This window comes from Prevotella lacticifex (genome assembly GCF_019973375.1).
Classification (GTDB): domain Bacteria; phylum Bacteroidota; class Bacteroidia; order Bacteroidales; family Bacteroidaceae; genus Prevotella; species Prevotella lacticifex.
This window is the reverse complement of record NZ_BPTV01000001.1, coordinates 294279-313452: the sequence shown is the minus strand read 5'-3', so window position 1 is coordinate 313452 and position 19174 is coordinate 294279. Positions and strand designations below refer to the sequence as shown.

Below are 19174 nucleotides of genomic sequence, written 5' to 3'. Positions count from 1 at the left end.
ATATAATAAGACTCGAAAGAATACTGCGATGACACCAACGAAAGAATGGAAAGACGCCGGCTACGTGACAGAAGCCGTCGACAAAAATTTGAATCTGAAAGAAGAAATCCGCCGGTTGTGCAAGGAGAAGGACGCCATAATCCTTGCTCACTACTATACTGTGGGCGCTATACAGGACATTGCCGACTTCGTTGGCGACTCGTTAGCACTGGCCCGCAAGGCTGCCGACACCGACGCGAAGGTGATGGTAATGTGCGGAGTGCACTTCATGGCTGAGACCTGCAAGCTGCTGTCGCCCGACAAGACCGTGCTCTGTCCCGACCTCACCGCCGGATGCTCGCTTGCCGACAGCTGCGATGCCGCCGACCTGCGCAAGTACAAGGCTGAGCATCCGGGCTATCAGGTGGTGTCGTATGTCAATACCACTGCCGCCGTGAAGGCTCTCACCGATGTCGTCGTCACATCTGGCAACGCCGTGAAGGTCATGGAGAGCTTCCCCAAGGACGCAAAGATTATCTTCGGCCCCGACTATAACCTCGGCAACTATATCAACTCGGTGACGGGACGGAACATGCTGTTGTGGAACGGCGGCTGCCACGTCCACGAGAAGTTCTCCGTCGAGGGCATAGTAAACCTCAAGAAAGCCCATCCTGGAGCCGTTGTCATGGCTCATCTGGAGTGTAAGGCTCCAGTCCTTGCCGTTGCCGACGTCAAAGGCTCTACGGCCACGATGCTGAAGTATGCTCAGGCCCATCCCGAGCAGAAGGAGTTCATCGTCGCCACCGAGGCCGGCATCCTCCACGAGATGCAGCGCACGTGTCCCTCCCAGACGTTCTATCCTGTGCCGCCGGAGGTCAGCGAGGGCTCATTGGGGTGCAGCTGCAACGAGTGTGAGTTCATGAAAAAGAATACTCTCGAGAAGATATACAACACCCTGAAGTACGGCTGGCCTCAGATTGAAATCGATCCCGCCATCGCCAAGGATGCCGTCAAGCCCATCGAGCGGATGCTCGAGCTCAGCTGATAGCGATGCAGAGCGGATGCTGTGGGGGCGGATAGCTCCTATAGGCTCTATAGTTACTATAGCTTCTATAGTCTCTATAGCTTCTATAGTTTCCTGACTTTAGCGCAAAAAATATTTACATTTTTAACTACTTGATAATGAAGTAGTTATAAAATTACCCTTGAATTTAGGGTGACGCAAACTCGATTTTGATTACCTTTGCGTCATGTTTATACGCAAAAAGAAGAATAGGTCAGGCACCATTAGTGTGATTGTAGTGGACAAGAGCCGCGGCAAGTTCCGTGAAGTAAAGAAGTTTGGTGTGGCATCTACTGATGAGGAAGCTGATGCGCTGGTTAAGGACGCACAGTTGTGGCTCCGCCGTTATGGAGGTATGCAGTACTTGGACTTTGACGGGACGGACAAGACAGAGGCCGATATTGACTATGCCTTGTCGCACATAAGCAAATTCCTATTGAACGCTCCTCAAACTATACTTGGACGTGTCTATGACAGCATAGGCTTTGACAAGGTGGGAGATGACATTCTCAGGCATCTTGTTATAGCCAGATGTTGCGAGCCGCAAAGCAAGCTTGCTACTTCTGCCTACCTGAAGTCTTACTTCGACGAAGACATAAGCCATTTCCAAATATACAGGTATATGGACAAGCTCTACAACACCCGACAGGAACTTGTACAACAGATAAGCGTCGAACATACGAAGAAGATTCTCGGTGGAAAGATAGAGATAATGTTCTACGACGTAACCACCCTTTACTTCGAGGCATCGCCAGGCCCAGAGGCAGACATGCGGCAGGCAGGATTCTCCAAGGACGGTAAGAGTAAGGAGGCACAAATTGTACTGGGTCTGCTTGTTAGTGAAGATGGCTACCCCTTGTCATATTCCATATTCAACGGAAGCCAGTATGAAGGATTCACCATGATACCTGTAATAGACGATTTTGTCAGGAAGTTCTCCCTGAAGGATTTTGTTGTCGTTGCAGACGCTGGTCTGATGAGCTCAAAAAACATTGAACTGCTTAAATCAGCCCAATACAAATATGTCATCGGTGCGAGAATAATCTGAATTTTCAATTAATTTGTAGCGATAACCTTCTAAGACTCGTTTTTCTTTGGCCTTCCTCTTTTTCTACCTACCTTTTTCGACTTGTATCCCGGTTCACACCCGGCTGGGATGTCAAGCCCAAAAGCCTTCGCAATCTCTACCTGCTTCCCGACAAAAGGTGTTATCTTGGTGGTATGCCCCTGTCGCTCGATACATCTTATGTTCCTCATCTCGTCAAGCATGTCCAGTGAAGAGGCGAACATGCTGTGAAGGCCTGTCGTCTTCCAGATGTGTCTAATATATGATCCTATGACTAATCCGACGAACAAGATGAACAGCCTGCCGGTCTTACCGTCCTCGCTCCAATTTCTTTGTCTGTCAGAGCACATCTCCGTCTTCATCTGCTGGAAGTACTTTTCCTGCTCGTCTCTCAATTTGTAGTGAGCCAGAGCTTGCGGCGCCGTCAGATCCAGCCCGAGCGTTACAATGGCGACAAACCCTAAAAGTCTGAGTGAGTCGTTGTACTTCTTCTCGTTCTTCTCAAACGACACGACATGTCTTTTCTTGTCCAGTTTTACGTCAAACATGCAGAAGTCCCTTTTGAGTGTCTCATCGTCAGGGGCTTCCTCTTTGCCATCAATCATCTGCTGAAGACTGCTTTTCTGCCCTTCGACTTTCATGTCTATGTTGATTTGCCCCTCGCTTCTCCACGAGGGATTGAAGAACAGATTCAGGCGCATCTTGCTTGCTGTCTTTTCGGACTTGCCCTTTCCATGTACCTTGTAGTCAATGTCGTACTGTTTGTAATACAGCTTGCTGTCAAGGTCTATCTCCATTCCGTCCGGACGGACATTGAAGTCTCCAAGGCTGTCTATTTTGTCGCTGATAAACTTGTGGCCGGTCTTCATACACATTATAGCGGGCTGGTCATGAAGAATGTTGTCCTCAAGGATTTGCACTGTCCCATAGCCCCTGTCCGTTATCATTACGTAATTCGTAAAACCGGCACAGCGCAGGTCAGACTGGATGACACCCATAGTGCGTGAGTCAGGGATGTTACCGGGAAACGACCTGTAATAGATGGGCATGTGGTTGCTGAGAGTATAGACTACAACTTCATTCGTCTGCGCCAAGGCAATGTTCTCCTTGTTGTGCCCCCAGCGTATGTCGGCCAGACTGCTCCCGTAAGCCGACCTGCTTGTGGAGTCAACAGCACAGAGCTCCATCTTTCCAATTCTTTCTGAACGAAGGCGCAACAAGGCCTGGCGGTCTTTCTCAGTGATTGACTGCGTAAGACGGGTGATGTCTCCCGGAGACATTTCGCGCGCGGACGGAGTCTTGGTGTATCTCTGCCAGCGAGCGAGCCTGCTGTAAGAATAGCTGGAAATATAGGGGAACATGGCAAGCGTCATGATGTCATCCACTTTCTCCTTGTTTCCCTCGAACACTTTCTCCAGATCCTCGCGTATCTTAGTCTTCTCCGCAACTCTTTCCATAAGCCACACGTCGCCATACAGACGGTTCTGCGCATCTCCATTGTAGGTGGGTCTCCCTGCTTTCCTCGTACTTGGCAAAGAGTCCAGTTCACTCAAATCCCATTCCTGTGGGAATAACAATTTCTTTCGCTCAGCAGGCGACATGTAGAGGTACACCTTGCCCGGAATGAACTTCAGGCTTTCGGTCACTGTGCCTAAATGAATGCTTTTGTTCATGCGCTTACCGGTTGCCTCGTTCGTCACACGTGGACGTAGTGTAGCATATCTATATCCGTTATTGATGTGAAGCGTCACCTTGTGAGCAGTCTCATCGCTTATAGGTCTTGCCATTATACTATATCATTGATTACCGCTACAAATGTAACAATAATAAGTGAAATGGCAAAACATAACAAACTAAATATTTACTGATTTATAGATAATTAGCTTTAGAGTGGGTATTATCGCTACAAATTAATCGAAAATTCAGAAGAATAAAGAATGAGAATGTGAAAATACGCGATTGGGTTTTGGCCTTGGAAAAGGAGGACAAGAAGGTATACGAGACATCTCACGGCGATGGCGAGAGACTGGTTGTCAGTTATTCCGAAAAGCGCGCCAAGAAAGATGCTTACAACCGCAACAAAGGAGTTGAAAGACTGCGCAAGTCATTCAAAAGTGGAAAAATCACAAAAGACAAGATTAACAAGCGTGGCTACAATAAATTCCTTGAAATAAGCAAGGGCGTGGAAGTCACTATTAATCAAGAGAAAATTGACGAGGATGCAAAGTGGGATGGCCTGAAAGGATACATAACCAACACAGACTTAAGCGGTGAGGATGTCATAAAACAGTATACCGGGTTGTGGGTGGTTGAACGTGCCTTTAGAATCAGCAAGGGCAATTTGGAGATGAGACCTATGTTCCATTTTACCGAAAGACGTATCGAAGCGCATGTCTGCATTTGCTTTATTGCTTACAAGGTATATAAGGAATTACAGAGGCTGCTGCCATCATATGGCATACACATGAGTGTAGACAAGGTTCTAAAGATTGCCAAGACGATTCCAACTGTCTATGTAAAGCTGCCCAATGGTAAAATCATCAATAAAACCTTATTTCTGACCGACGAGCAGGGGCAGATCAAGCCTTTATTTGACATGTAGGAGATTTTGGGTGACGCAACGCTAAAGTCAGGAGCCCATTGAGCGGATGTTAGAGCTCAGCTGATAGCGATGCAGAGCGGATGCTGTGGGGGCGGATAGCTCCTATAGGCTCTATAGTTACTATAGCTTCTATAGTTTCTATAGTTACTATAGTTTACTATAGCTTCTAAAGTTTCTATAGTCAACTATAAATGTAATAATATTTCAAAATATTAAAATCATTTTATCTTACAATTTGTTCATTGTAACAAATTGAATATCAATGAATTACAAAACGGCCTGTTTTGCATTGCGAAACAGGCCGTTTTAGCGTCTAAAACGGGCCGTTTTGGAATGCGAAACGGCCCGTTTCAGAACGCCAAACGATAGGTATTGGAATGCGTGTAAATATATTTCAGAATTTCCTATCTATTGGAAACAACTGCGAGGAGTAGGGTAGGGGCAAAATAAAAGGACTGTCTCACGACAGTCCAAATACTTTATACAAAAACATTATGAATTTATTTAGCGAACAAGATTCATTTCGTCATTTGTCCGCGGGGATGACTTTATCTCCGTTTCGGTTGCAAAGGTACGGAGTAAATGGCTTTTGTGCAATACCTAAAAATAGTCATTTTCAGTCTGTGACAGTGGCATTTAGCTGCCTGAGACACAAAAAGCGGGCAACCAGTATGTACTGATTACCCGCTTGTTATCTTTACTTGTCCTTGTCCCTCAGTCAGGACAATGTTCCGTTAGCGTTGTCCGGAACGTGGACAGATGCTTTTCTTACTTCTTGAAACCACGGTTGTTGAGTGTGGTGTTCAGCAGCATGACGTATGTACGATACTGCTCTGGCTCGAGAACTGCACGCATGTAAGCGAGGTCGCGGTTGACAGCCTTCTTGCGAAGTGCTGCGCGCTCATTGCCGCTTGCAGCAGCAGCGTTGGTCATGTCGGAAGCGAACATGTTCATGATGTCGCCGACAGCCTTCTGCTGGTCGTAGTTGAGATCGAGCGACTTGCTCAGTGAGTTCATGTTGAAACGGATTTCATACTTTGCTGCCTCTGCAGCCTCGTTGTCAACTTCACCTTCTGCGAATGCTGCTGTCATGCTCAGCAGTGCTACCATTGTCAATACAATCTTTTTCATTTCGTTATCCTTTCTTTCTAAGTTAAACATCCGGGACTCTTGCGAATCCCTCTTTGTACCAAAGTATCTTTCTTTTTACGCTTGCAAAGGTACGGCCTTTTTTGCTCCTAACAAAACAATTTGAAGATTGTGTGCGCAAACAGACTATATTTTTGATACATATCAACGTGTTTGATGTAAATCATTAAGATATTGCTACATTCCCGTTGCCGTAGCCTTAATTGTTGTTTCATTCCGTGAAAGGATATGTAATGAGCCCCTTTCCCCGCTGTTCGCGTTGCCGCCGACTATAGAAACATTACATTATATATAGGTAGATAGGTGATGCCTTTGTCCTCGAAGATGCGCCGCTCGTTCGACAGCACTATGGCTTGATGGATGTTGTACTCGCCGACGGCAAGGAAGCGGTTGATGGCACTGTGCACCATATAATCCTTTCCCGACTTCACCTCAATAGGAATCACCGAAAGGTTCTGCTGATCATCGATGAGATAATCGACTTCGCCGGTTTTCTTGTTGTCATAGTAGAACAGCTCGTGACCATGGGCGCGCAGCTCCTGGGCCACAACCGTCTCGTAGACAGCACCGAGGTTGATGCTGCTCACGTCCTTGAGTATAGGAGTGATGTTGGTGCCGTAGAGTACTCCGGTGAGCAGCCCGACATCGTTAAGATAGAGTTTGAGCAGGTTCTTGCCGCTGTTCTGCACGAGCGGGTAGCTTGGTTTGCTAATGGCTTTCACCTCCAAGGCTACCCCCGATGAGATGAGATAATCGAATTCGTCGGTGTAGTCGGCCATGCGCTTGCCTTTCTTGTCCTCAATATTCTTGGCTACGATACGTTTTTTCTTGTTCTCCATGTTGGAAGGAATCATACTGTAGATTCGGATAATCTTCAGTTTACGTGTCGACTCTTGTTCGTATTTTGCCGCATCGTCGCCGTAAAGGTCGTGAATATCGTTCTGTATCTGGCGCGTATCCACTATGTTCTGCGTTGACAGAAAGGTGTTTACGGCATCTGGCATTCCGCCGGTAAGCAGGTATCTGCGGAAGAGCGACATCATCTTCTCATGGATATTCTCCGGAATAGTTATCCTGTTTGAGAAACTTTCTCTTAGGGTATCGATGAAAGTATTGCCAATTCCGTTGGCCCATAAGAACTCTTCGAAGTCGAGCGGATACATGTGCTTACGGATAATGCTTCCTATTGGTATCGACTGCGTCTTCTTGAGCGTTACGCCAAGGAGGGAACCGCTGGCTATATAGGTGAACCGATGGTCTTCCATAAGAAACTTAACCAGTGTGAGCAGATGGTCGTAAGCCTGTATCTCGTCAATGAAGACAAGCGTATTCTCGCGGTCCTTGAGCTTGTCACCGGCGACAATACTTAGTGCGAGATAGAAGTCTTTTACGGTCCTTGCCTCGGCAAAGATGCGGTCGCCGAGTTTGTCGGCTTCCATGTTGATTTCTATGTAGTTGGGAAACATCTGCTTTCCAACCTCCCGAATGATATATGATTTGCCCACTTGTCGTGCTCCGTCAATAATCATCATTTTGTTGGAATGACTTGACAGATAGGACTTTATGTCGTTTTCTATTTTTCTTCTTAATGCCATAACCACACTTTTCCTATGATTTTATATCTGCAAAACTACACTTTTCCTATCAAATGAGCAAGCAAAAACTACACTTTTCCGATAATTTAACCCTCTACTACTACACTTTTCTTATGATTTCAGCCCCTCAAAACTACACTTTTCCTATGATTTCCTCTCTCATCACTACATTTTTCTTATGATTTCAGCCCCTCACTACTACACTTTTCCTATGAGATAGTAAGCTAAGACTGTGTTTTATGGAGAAAAAAAGTATTGTGATGAATGCTTTTTATAGTCTGTTGCTTGCTTTATTCCATTATTAGTTGTATTTTTGCGGTGGAATAACTTAAAACTGACAATACCTGTATGAAAAGACTATTATTGGCTCTCATAGCTGTTGTAATGGCACTCACGGCTTTTGCCCAGACCGACAGCGCATCGTATATGGCGAGGTTTAATGATCTTAGTTCGGCATACGAGGCCGGCAATTACCAGCATGTCATCGATGAGGGAGAAGGCCTCGCCGTTATCTGCGACAGCCTGAATCTCGCTTGCTCCGACTCAAGTTATGTCAGCATACAAACCTTTCTTGGTAAGAGCTATTTCCGTATGAAACGGCCATTGGACGCTGCCAAGGCTGCCGACAAAGCCTGGGGACGGCTGGAGAAGATGGGATGGAACGACTGCTTGCTCTATGCGGTGATGCTCGACAATGCCGGACTGTACTATCTCAGTGCCAAACAGAATGATATCGGACTCGAAAGGTCGAAGAAAGCATTGGGAGTTATAAGTACCATTCCCGACGCGGCGGTGTCGAATGATATGTCGGTCATTCTCCTGCACATTGCCGAGGGCAGTTTCTACACGGGCAAGTATGACGATGCCATAATCTACGAGATTAGGGCCCTGAATATCATTGAGAAGATATATGGAAAGCATTCGAAGGAGTATATCGACGAACTGTCCTATCTGTCAGAGTATTACAGGGCTGCTAAGGAGGACGCAAAGGCCGACGACAACGATGCTGAGATAAAGTCGCTGCAAGCCGAATATGATAACGGGATGCGCGACCTGCCCGATGCCGACAACCGTGACTTCAGCTCGGCGGAGGAGTGCCATAAGTATAAGTATGAGGTTTACCGCTGCGCCGACTACGTTCTGACGCATAGTGTGAGAAGCAAGTACATCAACCAGTGCCTTAAATACATGATGCTCTGGACGATAGCGACGGATGAGGTGTCGGTGACATTCGATAAGAATGAGGCTAAACTGGTTGAGAAAGACAATACAAAACCATACTTCGTGGCTTATTTGGCAGCTTGCATCAAGTATGCCCTCGATAAAAATGACTCCACTTTCAGTCAGGATATGTATATCGAGGCAATAACCAGCATGCTCAACTACTACATTAACAACCGCGATCTGACGGGAAAGGTGGCTTATATGGAGAAGTATATAGCCCTTTATGACAAGGGTGAGGAGAAACTCTTCGATGTCCTCCGTAAGAATTATGCAAGGCTGATGAAGCAAAAATGAGAATCAATCTCAGCCATACCTGAGGCCCGAATGACGGTATCGTGGGCCGGGGTAGGGTAGAATACAGACAAAAAAAGACCGCTGCATACCTCCATCTTTTGAAGAACTAAACCTTACCAAAAGTAGGATATGGACAAAAAAAGACCGCTGCATACCTCATTGGTGTGCAGCGGTCGTTATATTTTGGTTATCCTGAGGTTATAAGCCGTAACCTCAGGATGTGGTCTTTATGCCACGGCAATGTGCTTGATTTCCTTCTCAGCGTCCTTGTCGGTGATGACCTTCGGGAGAGTAATCTCCAGAATGCCGTTGTCAACCTTTGCTGTTATGCCGTCGCGGTTGACATCATCGGGCAGAACATAGGTCTGCTGGTAGTTTGAGTAAGAGAACTCGCGGCGCAGATAGTGTTCCTTCTTGTCGTCCTTGCCTTTCTCTTCCTTGTGCTCCATCTTGTTCTCTATGGCAACACCGAGTTCACCGTCCTTGTTGACCTCTACGCGAACGTACTCTTTCTTCAGCCCCGGAACGGCAATCTCCATTGTGTAGTCCTTGTCGCTTTCCTTGACGTTCACAGCCGGAGCTGTGGTGCTCACCTGGAATGAAGGAATGAGACTATCGTTGAAGAAGTCGTCATCAAAGAAATTGTTCAACCAGTTCATTGCATTGTTTCTACGAGCTAACAACATAATTAAAATCCTCCTGTATTCTTTTATTGTCCTCCAATCTTAATTATTAAGCTTGTCGGACATTGTTTTTAATTTATTTTTCTTGAATACCGGTGTTCTGCTTTCGCTCTCACCGGCGTTCACTGAGGATTCTGCAAGTTATGTACCAGCTCGTAAAACGTGACATTATGACTCATTCGACCGACAATATGTCAGTATTATTTAGGCAATTTGAAGATGCGGGTGAGGTCGGCCATCTGCTGGTCGCTCATGCCTTCGGGTTCGAATCCCATTGCTTTGGAGTCGATATATATCTTTGCGCTCTTCGACAGCACGTCGACTTGGTCGAAAGCATCCATGATGTCGAGACCCTTGGCGAAGACTCCGTGTTTCTCCCATAGCACCACATCGTAGTCGCTGAGCTCATTGAGGGTAGACTGGGCGAGCTGGTTGCTGCCGGGAACCTCGTAGGGAACGACACCGAGACCGAGCGGACAGAATGCCTTTGTCTCAGGAATCATGCTCCACAGCAGTTTCGTCAGTACGTCCTTCTTGAGGAAAGCGCGGTTGTGGCTCATGGCTACGAGCTCTATAGGGTGTGTGTGGAGTGTGGCGCGATAGGGGCTTCCGCTGGCCACGAGGCTGTCGTGGACGAGCAGATGGCTTGGCAGTTCCGATGTAGGCATGACGCAGTTGTCGGCGATGATGACGTAGCTGGCGCAGTCGTCGAGGATGCGGATGACGCTGCCGTTGTCCATAGGCCAGCGCGCAAGGTCGCGCATGCGCTTCTGGGTTCCTTTGCAGAAGAAGTAGCAGCCTTTGAGGTGGGGAAGGGTCTCACCTATCTTGATGACGTCGCTGATAGGTTTCATGGCGCGGATACCGTCGTCGACGAGGTCGGTGATGTTCACCGTGATATTGCCGCCGTTACGCTCGGCCCAACCATTCTGCCAGAGGTAGCCTGCCACCTCAGCTATTTTGTCCACTTCTTTCTTCAGGGCTGGACGACCCTCCAAGATACTTTTCATAGTGTTTTCTGTATTTGCTTTAGTTCTGACGGCAAAATTAGGACAAAAAAGAATCACTGCACTTCAATTTTTGTCCTATTGTCTGTGATTTCGGACAAGTGCAGTGATATTTTCGTTTTCAGTTGGCTGTATTGGCGCTAAAAGCACTTTGTACTGCCGATGAGAGCTTTTTTCTCAGTTGCCGTGGCTGTTCTTTCTGTCAACAGTGTTTCCATTCCGTCATAAGCCGGTTTATTTCTTTTATTGGTTGTATACTTTTTTTCGTTACCAAACGATTGGTTTCTTTTACAATTTGTATACTTTTTTCGTTGCCGTAAGGTTTATTCCGGTTTGAATTTACTTGTTCGACTCATCGCGGAACTCACTTGGTTTCAGTCCTGTTTTGAGCTTGAACTTTGTCGAAAAGTAGTCGGGCGACGTGAAGTTGAGCTGGTAGGCAATGTCCTTAATGCTCAAGTCGGTGGTTGAGAGTAAGTCCTTGGCTCTCTGCAACTTCAAGTCCATCTGATAATATGCCGGCGACAAATCGGTAAAGTCTTTAAAAATGCGTCGAAACTTGCTGTAGCTCACCCCGAGGTTGTTGGCTATCTCCTGTATGGTCAGCGACGTTTCGAGGTTCTCGCGAATCATCAGTCGGCCACGGTTTACAAGGTTGTAGTCGTCAGAATTTTTGCTCAGCGACTCCGATTTCTCCAGCGAGTACATCATTCCGATAAGGTAGTTGACGATGCCGGCGAGGGTCTGCTGGTAGTGGACGGGCTCCTTCTCGCTGATGTCGAGGGCATTATTGAGAATGCGGACCACCTCACTGTTGTATCCTATATAATATATTGGCTTCTCGACCGACAGATATTTGGCTTTCACCCTGTCGTCCATATTCTTTCCCTTGAATCCTATCCAATAGCATTTCCAGCCGTTGCCCGTCGGATGGTAGGTGTGCCATTCGCCGGGATAGAGAAGGAAGATGTCGCCGCTGTGAAGCTCCAGCGTGCCGGCACTGGCCGTTTGGAACACGCCTGTGCCCTCGGCGACATACTGAAGTTGGTATTCGTCGAGGACGCGCCCTTTGTCCGTCTGAAAGAAATAGCCGTCAGCATGGCCGCGGGTGGGGTATTCGTCGTCCTTGTCTATTTCCTCATAGCCTACGGTGGATACCGTCAGACCCCATTCGAGATCGTGGTCGGTGGCAACAAGATACTTAAACTTCTTTTTCATGATGGTTGAACTTCTTGCTTATGTGTGCAAAGATACTGAATTATTTTGAATTATGAGGATATTATTACTGTTCTTTTCTTCGAGAAAAGAGATTTAAAAATTCAAATATTATAGTAATTAAATCATTTTGTAAGGGTGAGACGTTCAAATAGTAGAGTATTAAAATCATTTTGTCAAGCTATGAAATCATTAATAAATATAATTTTGCAGCGTAAAACTAATCACTTTCCTAAATAAGGATACTAATAACAAGAAATTACGAAAGGATATATGAAAGAGGAACAAGTATATTTCGCCGTCGACCTCGGCGCTACCAGCGGACGCACAATCGTTGGTCGTCTTGCCGACGGAAAGATTGCTCTTGACGAGATTACGCGGTTCGACAATAAACTTATCACAACCGGAGGACATGTCTACTGGGACATTTTCGCTCTCTATGACGAGATTATCCGTGGTCTGCGCACGGCCCATGAGCGTGGTATCAACATAACAAGTATTGGCATCGACACATGGGGCTGCGACTTCGTTTTCGTGGCTTCGGACGGTGCTCTGCTCCGTAATCCGCTGTCGTACCGCGATCCGCACACCTTCGGCGTTATGGACGACTACTTCGCTGGGAAGCTCCCGAAGGAGAAAGTCTATGAGCTCACGGGCATACAGTTTATGAATTTCAACTCGCTTTTCCAGCTTTATGCCATGCAGAAGGCTGGAAACAGTGCCCTGAAGAATGCCGACAAGGTGCTCTTCATCCCCGATGCCCTCAGCTATATGCTCACTGGCAAGGCTGTATGCGAGTACACGGTGTGCTCGACGAGTCAGATGCTCAACCCCACGACTGGCGATATAGCCCCCGAACTGCTCGACAGTCTCGGCATGAAGCGCAGCCAGTTCGGTCCGATGACGGCCCCGGGGACTGTCGTCGGCAGCTTAACGCCTGAGGTTCAGCGGCTGACAGGCCTCGGCGAGGTGCCGGTGGTGGCTGTCGCAGGCCACGATACGGCATCGGCAGTGGCTGCTGTGCCGGCAAGCAACGAGAAGTTTGCCTATCTCAGCTCGGGCACATGGAGCCTTATGGGAATAGAGAGTGCCAAGCCAATCATTAACAGTCACTCCTACGACCTTAACTTCACGAACGAGGGCGGAATAGAGGGAACAACACGTTTTCTGAAGAATATCTGCGGCATGTGGATATATGAGTGCTGCCGTAGAGAGTGGAAAGCGTCGTGGAAAGAATCAATGGGTTCAGCCGAAGAGCTGCTCTCCCACAAGACCTTACAGCAGGAGGCGATGGCCGAAGAGCCTTTCCGCTTCCTCATCAACCCCGACGATGCCGTCTTTGCTAATCCACAGTCGATGATTAAGGCCATCGGCGACTACTGCCGGAGCCATGGTGAGGCTGTTCCGACGACACGGGCAGAAATCTGCCGGTGTATTTTCGACTCTCTGGCGCTCCGCTACCGTCAGGTGTTCGGGTGGCTGAAGGACTTTGCCGACTTCGATATCGACACTCTGCACATCATCGGCGGTGGATCGCTCAATGCCTATCTCAACCAGTTCACGGCCAATTCGTGCGGTGTAACGGTGCTTGCCGGACCACAGGAGGCCACGGCCATCGGCAACATCATGATGCAAGCTAAGGCCGCCGGAGTCGTTGAGAGTGTATGGCAGATGCGGAAAATCATTGCCGAGAGCATCGACCTGCGCCGTTTCGAACCCCAGAACAGTGCCGACTGGGATAAGGCTTACGACAAATTCCTGTCGATAACAAACAAATAAATGAAGGAGAAAGCCATGGCAAAGGGCTTGGATTTATGATGTATTTCTATCTATAAACAACTGATAACGAAAGAGATAATGTCATAATCAGAACAGAGCAATGGCAAATTTCTATTTAAATCCAAACGATAAAAAGATATAAACTTATGAATGAAGAGACAATCAAGAAAAATTATGAAGTAGCAAAGGAGCGTTACGCTGCCTTTGGTGTTGACACCGACAAAGCCATTGCGACTCTGGAGCAGACCCCTATCTCGCTCCACTGCTGGCAGGCCGACGACGTTGTCGGCTTCGAGCGCAACGATGCTCTCAGCGGCGGTATCATGACAACGGGAAACTTCCCCGGCCGTGCCCGCAACATCGATGAGCTCCGACAGGACATCGAGAAGGTGCAGTCGATGCTTGCCGGTACCTTCCGCCTTAACCTTCACGAGACTTACGGCGACTTCGGCGGCAAATTTGTCGACCGCGACCAGGTGGAGCCAAAGCACTTCGAGAGCTGGATGCAGTGGGCAAAGGAGAAGAATCTGAAGCTCGACTTCAACTCAACCAGTTTCTCCCACCCTAAGAGCGGAAGCCTCTCGCTGGCCAATCCCGACGATGGCATACGCAATTTCTGGATTGAGCACACCAAGAGATGCCGCCGCATTGCCGACGCCATGGGTAAATACCAGGACGATCCGTGCATTATGAACATCTGGGTGCACGACGGTTCGAAGGACTACACGACCGAAAAGTACCGTTACAGAAAGATTTTCAAGGAGAGTCTCGACGAGATTATGAGCGAGAACCTCCCGAATATGAAGACCTGTCTTGAGGCAAAGCTGTTCGGTATTGGCCTTGAGGCCTTCACCGTTGGCAGCCACGACTTCGTTGCCGGCTACTGTGCCAAGAACAATATGATGTACACCCTCGACACAGGCCACTACGAGCCCACCGAGGACGTATCCAACGCCGTTTCGTCGCTGCTCCTCTTCGTTCCTGAGCTCATGCTTCACGTCAGCCGTCCTATGCACTGGGATTCCGACCACGTGACCCTCTTCGACGACAATACGCGCAACCTCTTCTTCGAGCTCGTCCGCGCCGGACAGCTCCACCGTGCTCATATCGGTCTCGACTACTTCGATGCGTCCATCGACCGCATAGGAGCTTATATCATCGGTACCCGTGCCACACAGAAGTCGCTGCTCGCCGCCTTCCTTGAGCCGCTCGACCTGCTGCGCAAGTATGAGGACAACGGACAGCTCTTCCAGCGCCTTGCGCTCATGGAGGAGGAGAAAACTCTGCCGCTCGGAGCCGTCTACGACTATTTCAACCTCAAGAACAATGTTCCTGTTGGTGAGGAATACATCCCCGAGATTGAGAAATACGAGAGTGAAGTGACATTCAAGAGAAAGTAATCATCGCGTCCTCCTCCGGCCCGACACTCCATTGTGGAGGGCTTGGAGGAGGTTTTTTCATTATGGAAATACTATTAGGACTTTTGATTATTGCCGTGGGAGCCTTCTGCCAGAGCAGCTCCTACGTCCCGATAAACAAGATTAAGGACTGGTCGTGGGAGAGTTACTGGCTCGTCCAGGGTGTCTTTGCGTGGCTTGTCCTCCCGTTTTTAGGTATGCTGTTGGCTGTTCCCGAAGGCCATTCGCTGACTGAGATGTTCGCCGCCGCGCCGTCGTTCAACATCGTTATGACCGTTTTCTTCGGCCTTCTGTGGGGCATCGGCGGTCTGACCTTCGGACTTTCGATGCGCTATCTCGGCGTAGCTCTCGGACAGTCGATAGCCCTCGGCACATGTGCCGGATTAGGAACAATCATGGGACCGGTCCTGCTTAACATCTTCTTCCCCGAAATGAACGCCCTCTCGTCGCTCACAGCCGCCGTTCTCATCGGTGTTGCGGTGACACTCGTGGGTATAGCCATCATCGGTGTGGCGGGCAAGATGAAGGCCGACTCGCTCAGCGACGAGCAGAAGAAGGAGGCTGTCCGCGACTTCAACTTCCCCAAGGGCATCGTCATTGCGTTGCTGTCGGGATTCATGAGCGGATGTTTCAACGTCGGTCTGGAGTTCGGCAAGGACATCAATTTCGGCGATATGACCCCCGATATGTTCAAGACCCTCCCTGCCACGTTCCTCGTTACCCTCGGCGGTTTCTTCACCAATGCCGTCTATTGTTTCTGGCAGAACCACAAGAATAATACCTGGTCCGACTACCGCAAGGGCAATGTCTGGTCCAACAACCTCCTCTTCTGCATTCTTGCAGGAGCGTTGTGGTACAGCCAGTTCTTCGGTTTGTCGCTCGGCAAGGGATTCCTTACGTCGTCGCCAACGCTCATGACCCTCTCGTTCTGCATTCTTATGGCCCTCAACGTGACGTTCTCGAATGTGTGGGGGATTATTCTCCACGAGTGGAACGGATGCTCACGTAAGACCGTAACGGTGCTCATAGCCGGTATAGTGGTGCTCATCGTGTCGTGTTTCCTTCCGCAGCTGATATAATTACCGCTTTTTAAATCACGAAAAAAGGTCTTTTCCACATCATAACCCTTGCAGGTTAAGACAGTGGAAAAGACCTTTTTTATTGTCTTGCGGTTTATTTTTACCGGTTCTCAGTGCTTGTTTATACCTCAGAAGCGGTAAAAACCATGCTTATGCTTCTACAGGATAGCGATTTCCTCTGATGCTTACAATCTTGGCCTTTGCCGAACCGAACTTGAGGTTGAGGTCGATGAGCACCGGTATATGGTTCTTATCATCGGTGACGTAGAATGTGGCTATGCGCTTGTAACCCTTTCCTTCGTTCTCGAAGTACGACAGTTTCAGGCAGCGGTATTTATGTCCGTTGTCGCCCGAAATATTCGTTTTGCCGCCATATTGGATGTAAGCCGGGTTGCAGCTGTTGCCGTCGACGATATTGAATCCCACCTTATAGCCCGTTCTCCAGTGTGCGGCATCCCACGAGCGCGCTCTGAGGAAGACGCTTAGCATGTCGAAGGCGTTGCTCTTGACAGTAGTCTTGTAGTGGTTGGAGCCATCAGTCTTGCGGCGGCGCTGCTTTATAGTGCATCGCGAACCGTTGAAAGTGTAGTTCACCTCGTCGAGATTCCGCCTGTCGCCCTCGTGTGTCGTCTTCGAGTAGAAGAGCGGTACGAGATTGCCTGTGCAGTAGGCTGTCAGGTTGTCGCGGATGATATAGAACTTGTCGGCTCTCGAGTTTGTGCTTGCGTTAAGGCTCGCTTTGTAGGCGTTCTGACCCTTGAATCGTGTGAGAGTCGTCGACAGCGATGCATTTCCGGCCTTTATCCAAACGAATTTCCAGTTGAAATAGAGATTGTAGGAGAGGAATTCCCCAGCCTTGAATGCAGTGTTTGCCATTCCCTGAGCGTGGACTCCTACCGACAGTGTCATGAGGAGCGCGATGAGGAGCAGTCGCAATTTCTTTGCTTGAGTATTCATGATGCGTTCTGTTTACTTTCTACTTTTTGTTATTTCTTTTCCGTTACTCCCGTCTGTCCGGGTATATATGGGATGCCGAGGCTCTTGGCTCTCTCGGCATTGCGGTTTTTGATCTTCTTCTGAGCCGTACTTTTCGTCTTCACTAATCGGCTCGGTTTCTGCTGATTAAGCGGTTTTGCCGTCGGATTCCACGTGACGACGTCGTCCCATTTGGCCTTGCGCTCTATCTTGTCGTCGTAGTAGTAGAGCGCCTCCGGCTGCCGGTTGGCCTTGTAGTCGCCCGTGTCCCACCGTCCGTTGCGGTTGTCGTCGACGAACATACTCATGTAGTACGTTCCCGGTTTTATCCATTGGAATACCACCTGCGAGTTGTCCGAGGCCTGCTCCTTTATCGTTTTTCCCGACTGGTCGAGGAGTCTGACGACGATGTGCTTACCGTCGAATCCGGTGATATTCACTGGCAGCGTATTGTATTCGTCCTCTTCGGGCACTCGGAATCCCTGCTTGTCGGCCGCTGAGACGTGGCCGTAGATGTCGGTGAAGGCCATCGAGTCGGTTTCGAGGCTGTACTGCCGTCCCGGTCGCCACTCGCCGATGAGCCGGTAGGTGCGCGGTCGCGACGGGTCCTCACCTATCTGGAACGGTATCGGGGTCCATGTGGTGTCGATTTTCTCGTAGAGATGGATTTTCGCCGTGTCCATCCTTGCCAGCGGCTTGGGCATGTATATCGTCGGTGTCTGGTCGGGATTGATAGTCGAACCGATATTATAGTCGGGCTTGAGCACTTCGGCCGGCATCACCGTCTGATACGATTCGCCCTTCTTCTTTCTCTTTTCCTGAGCTTTTTTCCATTTGTCGAACTGCTCCTGCTGCTTCTTCAGCCGCTTTTCGTAGGGCTGTTTCGAGAGTATTTGCAGGGTATCGGTCTGCGGTACGAGTGTCCCCGTGCTGTCGGTCATGCGGTATTGCAGCTGAATGTTCAGCGTGTCCTGGTCGACGAGAGCGGAGTCGCGGAGCCAGTAGGTTATAGTGTCGGTATTGACCGATGGCTCGACGATGAACGCGTTGTCGGCGTTGAAGTTCAGCCCTTTAATCCTCGGCATCTCGCTGTCGCCGTAAGTGAAGATTAGCGAGAAGTGGTCGGCCTCCGCGCGGTCGGCCTTCTGGAAATATCGGTCGGTAAGTTCCTCGTTGAACGCCCGCAGGACTATGTTGTCGGGCAGGAAGTGAGTGTATGGAATGCGCTTAATGTCCTGAATATGAAGCGAGTCGCGCCAGATGGTGTCCTGCCTGATGTCGGGTCGGCAGGTGGTGGCATAGACGGTCTTGTCGAAGGCTATCATCTCGCTCTTGGCATTGAAAATATAGTTGTTGTCGGCATCCTGCAGGGCGAAGACGTGATATTTTCCGTTGCGCACACCCTTGATGTCGAAGTGTCCTGTGTCGTCTGTGCGTGCCACGCGCAGCATGGGCAGTGTGGTGAAGGCACTGTCGGCGAAATTGTCGTAGAGTCCTACGAGAATTCCCTTCACCGGTTCGAGATTATCGGCCTCTACGACGCATCCTGCCACCTCCATGGTGTCGATATGGTCGCCGGTGGAGAAGGTGTAGGTGTAGTTGCCCAACGGATTTCCCTCGTTGTTGTCCGATATGGCGTTGGAGAAGTCGATGGTGTATGTAGTGTTCGGCTTGAGGTCGTCGATGAGTTTGACCGATATTTTCTTTCCCTCGTTTTTTATTTCCGGAGCCTCCTTTTGTGGTGGCGAGACGACGACATTCTCCGTTGGATTGTCAATTTTTATGTACTCGCTGAAGTATAGTGTGGCCTTTTTGCTGTTGACCCCTGTGGCCCCGTCTGACGGCGATTCGGCGATGACCTGTGGTGGTGTCTCGTCGTACCATCCCCCATCGGGTTGTCCCATCTTGGCGCAGGCTGAGAGTAGGAGTGCAAGAGCGCAAAAGGGTAAGAAGTGCAGTGCCTTCCTGCTTGACGGTTTATCGAATTTGCTTTGTTTCATTATCCTTATGTGTGTGTATTACAATCCTTGCCTCAAAGCCATCTTC

13 protein-coding genes and 2 pseudogenes are annotated in these 19174 nt (G+C 48.9%); 7 read left to right on the top strand and 8 right to left on the bottom strand.

What is annotated here, in order from left to right; genetic code table 11:
- Nucleotides 1–28 precede the first annotated feature (28 nt).
- Nucleotides 29–1024: a quinolinate synthase NadA gene (gene nadA, locus LDN30_RS01225; protein ID WP_223928501.1), complete on the top strand. Its 996-nt coding sequence runs from the start codon at nucleotides 29–31 to the stop codon at nucleotides 1022–1024.
- Nucleotides 1025–1229: 205 nt separating this feature from the next.
- Nucleotides 1230–2084 (top strand): annotated as a pseudogene (locus tag LDN30_RS01220) (IS1634 family transposase); the annotation flags it as partial.
- Between the two features lie 35 nt (nucleotides 2085–2119).
- Here LDN30_RS01220 and LDN30_RS01215 read toward each other — a convergent pair.
- Entirely contained in the window at nucleotides 2120–3895 is a 1776-nt protein-coding gene (locus tag LDN30_RS01215) for an IS1634 family transposase (protein WP_223928499.1), read from the bottom strand.
- 113 nt (nucleotides 3896–4008) lie between these two features.
- On the opposite strand from LDN30_RS01215, the pseudogene LDN30_RS01210 reads away from it, so the two are divergent.
- A pseudogene (locus tag LDN30_RS01210) lies at nucleotides 4009–4710 on the top strand (IS1634 family transposase); the annotation flags it as partial.
- Nucleotides 4711–5478: 768 nt separating this feature from the next.
- Here LDN30_RS01210 and LDN30_RS01205 read toward each other — a convergent pair.
- Complete coding sequence (locus LDN30_RS01205; RefSeq protein WP_223926782.1) at nucleotides 5479–5841, bottom strand: hypothetical protein; 363 nt, start codon at nucleotides 5839–5841, stop codon at nucleotides 5479–5481.
- 287 nt (nucleotides 5842–6128) lie between these two features.
- Nucleotides 6129–7454: an ATP-binding protein gene (locus LDN30_RS01200; RefSeq protein WP_223926781.1), complete on the bottom strand. Its 1326-nt coding sequence runs from the start codon at nucleotides 7452–7454 to the stop codon at nucleotides 6129–6131.
- Between the two features lie 348 nt (nucleotides 7455–7802).
- Between LDN30_RS01200 and LDN30_RS01195 the strand changes: the two genes are divergently transcribed.
- Nucleotides 7803–8972, top strand: coding sequence for a tetratricopeptide repeat protein (locus LDN30_RS01195; RefSeq protein ID WP_223928497.1), 1170 nt, complete (start codon nucleotides 7803–7805; stop codon nucleotides 8970–8972).
- 227 nt (nucleotides 8973–9199) lie between these two features.
- On the opposite strand, the gene LDN30_RS01190 is transcribed toward LDN30_RS01195, so the two are convergent.
- The 3 genes from LDN30_RS01190 to LDN30_RS01180 all read right to left on the bottom strand — a co-directional run bounded on the left by LDN30_RS01190 (nucleotide 9200) and on the right by LDN30_RS01180 (nucleotide 11880).
- On the bottom strand, nucleotides 9200–9631 hold the full coding sequence (locus tag LDN30_RS01190; RefSeq protein ID WP_223926779.1) for an Hsp20/alpha crystallin family protein: 432 nt from the start codon (nucleotides 9629–9631) through the stop codon (nucleotides 9200–9202).
- A 224-nt stretch (nucleotides 9632–9855) separates the two neighbouring features.
- Entirely contained in the window at nucleotides 9856–10665 is an 810-nt protein-coding gene (rhaD, locus tag LDN30_RS01185) for a rhamnulose-1-phosphate aldolase (RefSeq protein ID WP_223926778.1), read from the bottom strand.
- Between the two features lie 336 nt (nucleotides 10666–11001).
- Entirely contained in the window at nucleotides 11002–11880 is an 879-nt protein-coding gene (locus tag LDN30_RS01180; RefSeq protein WP_223928496.1) for an AraC family transcriptional regulator, read from the bottom strand.
- Nucleotides 11881–12150: 270 nt separating this feature from the next.
- Here LDN30_RS01180 and LDN30_RS01175 point away from each other — a divergent pair, with 270 nt between their 5' ends.
- The 3 genes from LDN30_RS01175 to LDN30_RS01165 all read left to right on the top strand — a co-directional run bounded on the left by LDN30_RS01175 (nucleotide 12151) and on the right by LDN30_RS01165 (nucleotide 16153).
- Nucleotides 12151–13656, top strand: a complete 1506-nt coding sequence (locus LDN30_RS01175) for a rhamnulokinase (protein WP_223928495.1) — start codon at nucleotides 12151–12153, stop codon at nucleotides 13654–13656.
- A gap of 146 nt (nucleotides 13657–13802) precedes the next feature.
- Nucleotides 13803–15056, top strand: a complete 1254-nt coding sequence (locus LDN30_RS01170; protein ID WP_223928494.1) for an L-rhamnose isomerase — start codon at nucleotides 13803–13805, stop codon at nucleotides 15054–15056.
- A gap of 62 nt (nucleotides 15057–15118) precedes the next feature.
- Nucleotides 15119–16153, top strand: a complete 1035-nt coding sequence (locus LDN30_RS01165; RefSeq protein ID WP_223928493.1) for an L-rhamnose/proton symporter RhaT — start codon at nucleotides 15119–15121, stop codon at nucleotides 16151–16153.
- 150 nt (nucleotides 16154–16303) lie between these two features.
- Here LDN30_RS01165 and LDN30_RS01160 read toward each other — a convergent pair whose 3' ends face one another.
- Entirely contained in the window at nucleotides 16304–17110 is an 807-nt protein-coding gene (locus LDN30_RS01160; protein ID WP_223928492.1) for a DUF3108 domain-containing protein, read from the bottom strand.
- Nucleotides 17111–17139: 29 nt separating this feature from the next.
- Nucleotides 17140–19128: an Ig-like domain-containing protein gene (locus LDN30_RS01155; RefSeq protein ID WP_223928491.1), complete on the bottom strand. Its 1989-nt coding sequence runs from the start codon at nucleotides 19126–19128 to the stop codon at nucleotides 17140–17142.
- Nucleotides 19129–19174: the final 46 nt, after the last annotated feature.

Coding starts and splice junctions, on each gene's coding strand:
- LDN30_RS01175 (WP_223928495.1), top strand. CDS start 12,151: ATGAAAGAGGAACAAGTATATTTCGCCGTCGACCTCGGCGCTACCAGC.
- nadA (WP_223928501.1), top strand. CDS start 29: ATGACACCAACGAAAGAATGGAAAGACGCCGGCTACGTGACAGAAGCC.
- LDN30_RS01205 (WP_223926782.1), bottom strand. CDS start 5,841: ATGAAAAAGATTGTATTGACAATGGTAGCACTGCTGAGCATGACAGCA.
- LDN30_RS01195 (WP_223928497.1), top strand. CDS start 7,803: ATGAAAAGACTATTATTGGCTCTCATAGCTGTTGTAATGGCACTCACG.
- LDN30_RS01160 (WP_223928492.1), bottom strand. CDS start 17,110: ATGAATACTCAAGCAAAGAAATTGCGACTGCTCCTCATCGCGCTCCTC.
- LDN30_RS01155 (WP_223928491.1), bottom strand. CDS start 19,128: ATGAAACAAAGCAAATTCGATAAACCGTCAAGCAGGAAGGCACTGCAC.
- LDN30_RS01200 (WP_223926781.1), bottom strand. CDS start 7,454: ATGGCATTAAGAAGAAAAATAGAAAACGACATAAAGTCCTATCTGTCA.
- LDN30_RS01190 (WP_223926779.1), bottom strand. CDS start 9,631: ATGAACTGGTTGAACAATTTCTTTGATGACGACTTCTTCAACGATAGT.
- LDN30_RS01170 (WP_223928494.1), top strand. CDS start 13,803: ATGAATGAAGAGACAATCAAGAAAAATTATGAAGTAGCAAAGGAGCGT.
- LDN30_RS01180 (WP_223928496.1), bottom strand. CDS start 11,880: ATGAAAAAGAAGTTTAAGTATCTTGTTGCCACCGACCACGATCTCGAA.
- LDN30_RS01165 (WP_223928493.1), top strand. CDS start 15,119: ATGGAAATACTATTAGGACTTTTGATTATTGCCGTGGGAGCCTTCTGC.
- rhaD (WP_223926778.1), bottom strand. CDS start 10,665: ATGAAAAGTATCTTGGAGGGTCGTCCAGCCCTGAAGAAAGAAGTGGAC.
- LDN30_RS01215 (WP_223928499.1), bottom strand. CDS start 3,895: ATGGCAAGACCTATAAGCGATGAGACTGCTCACAAGGTGACGCTTCAC.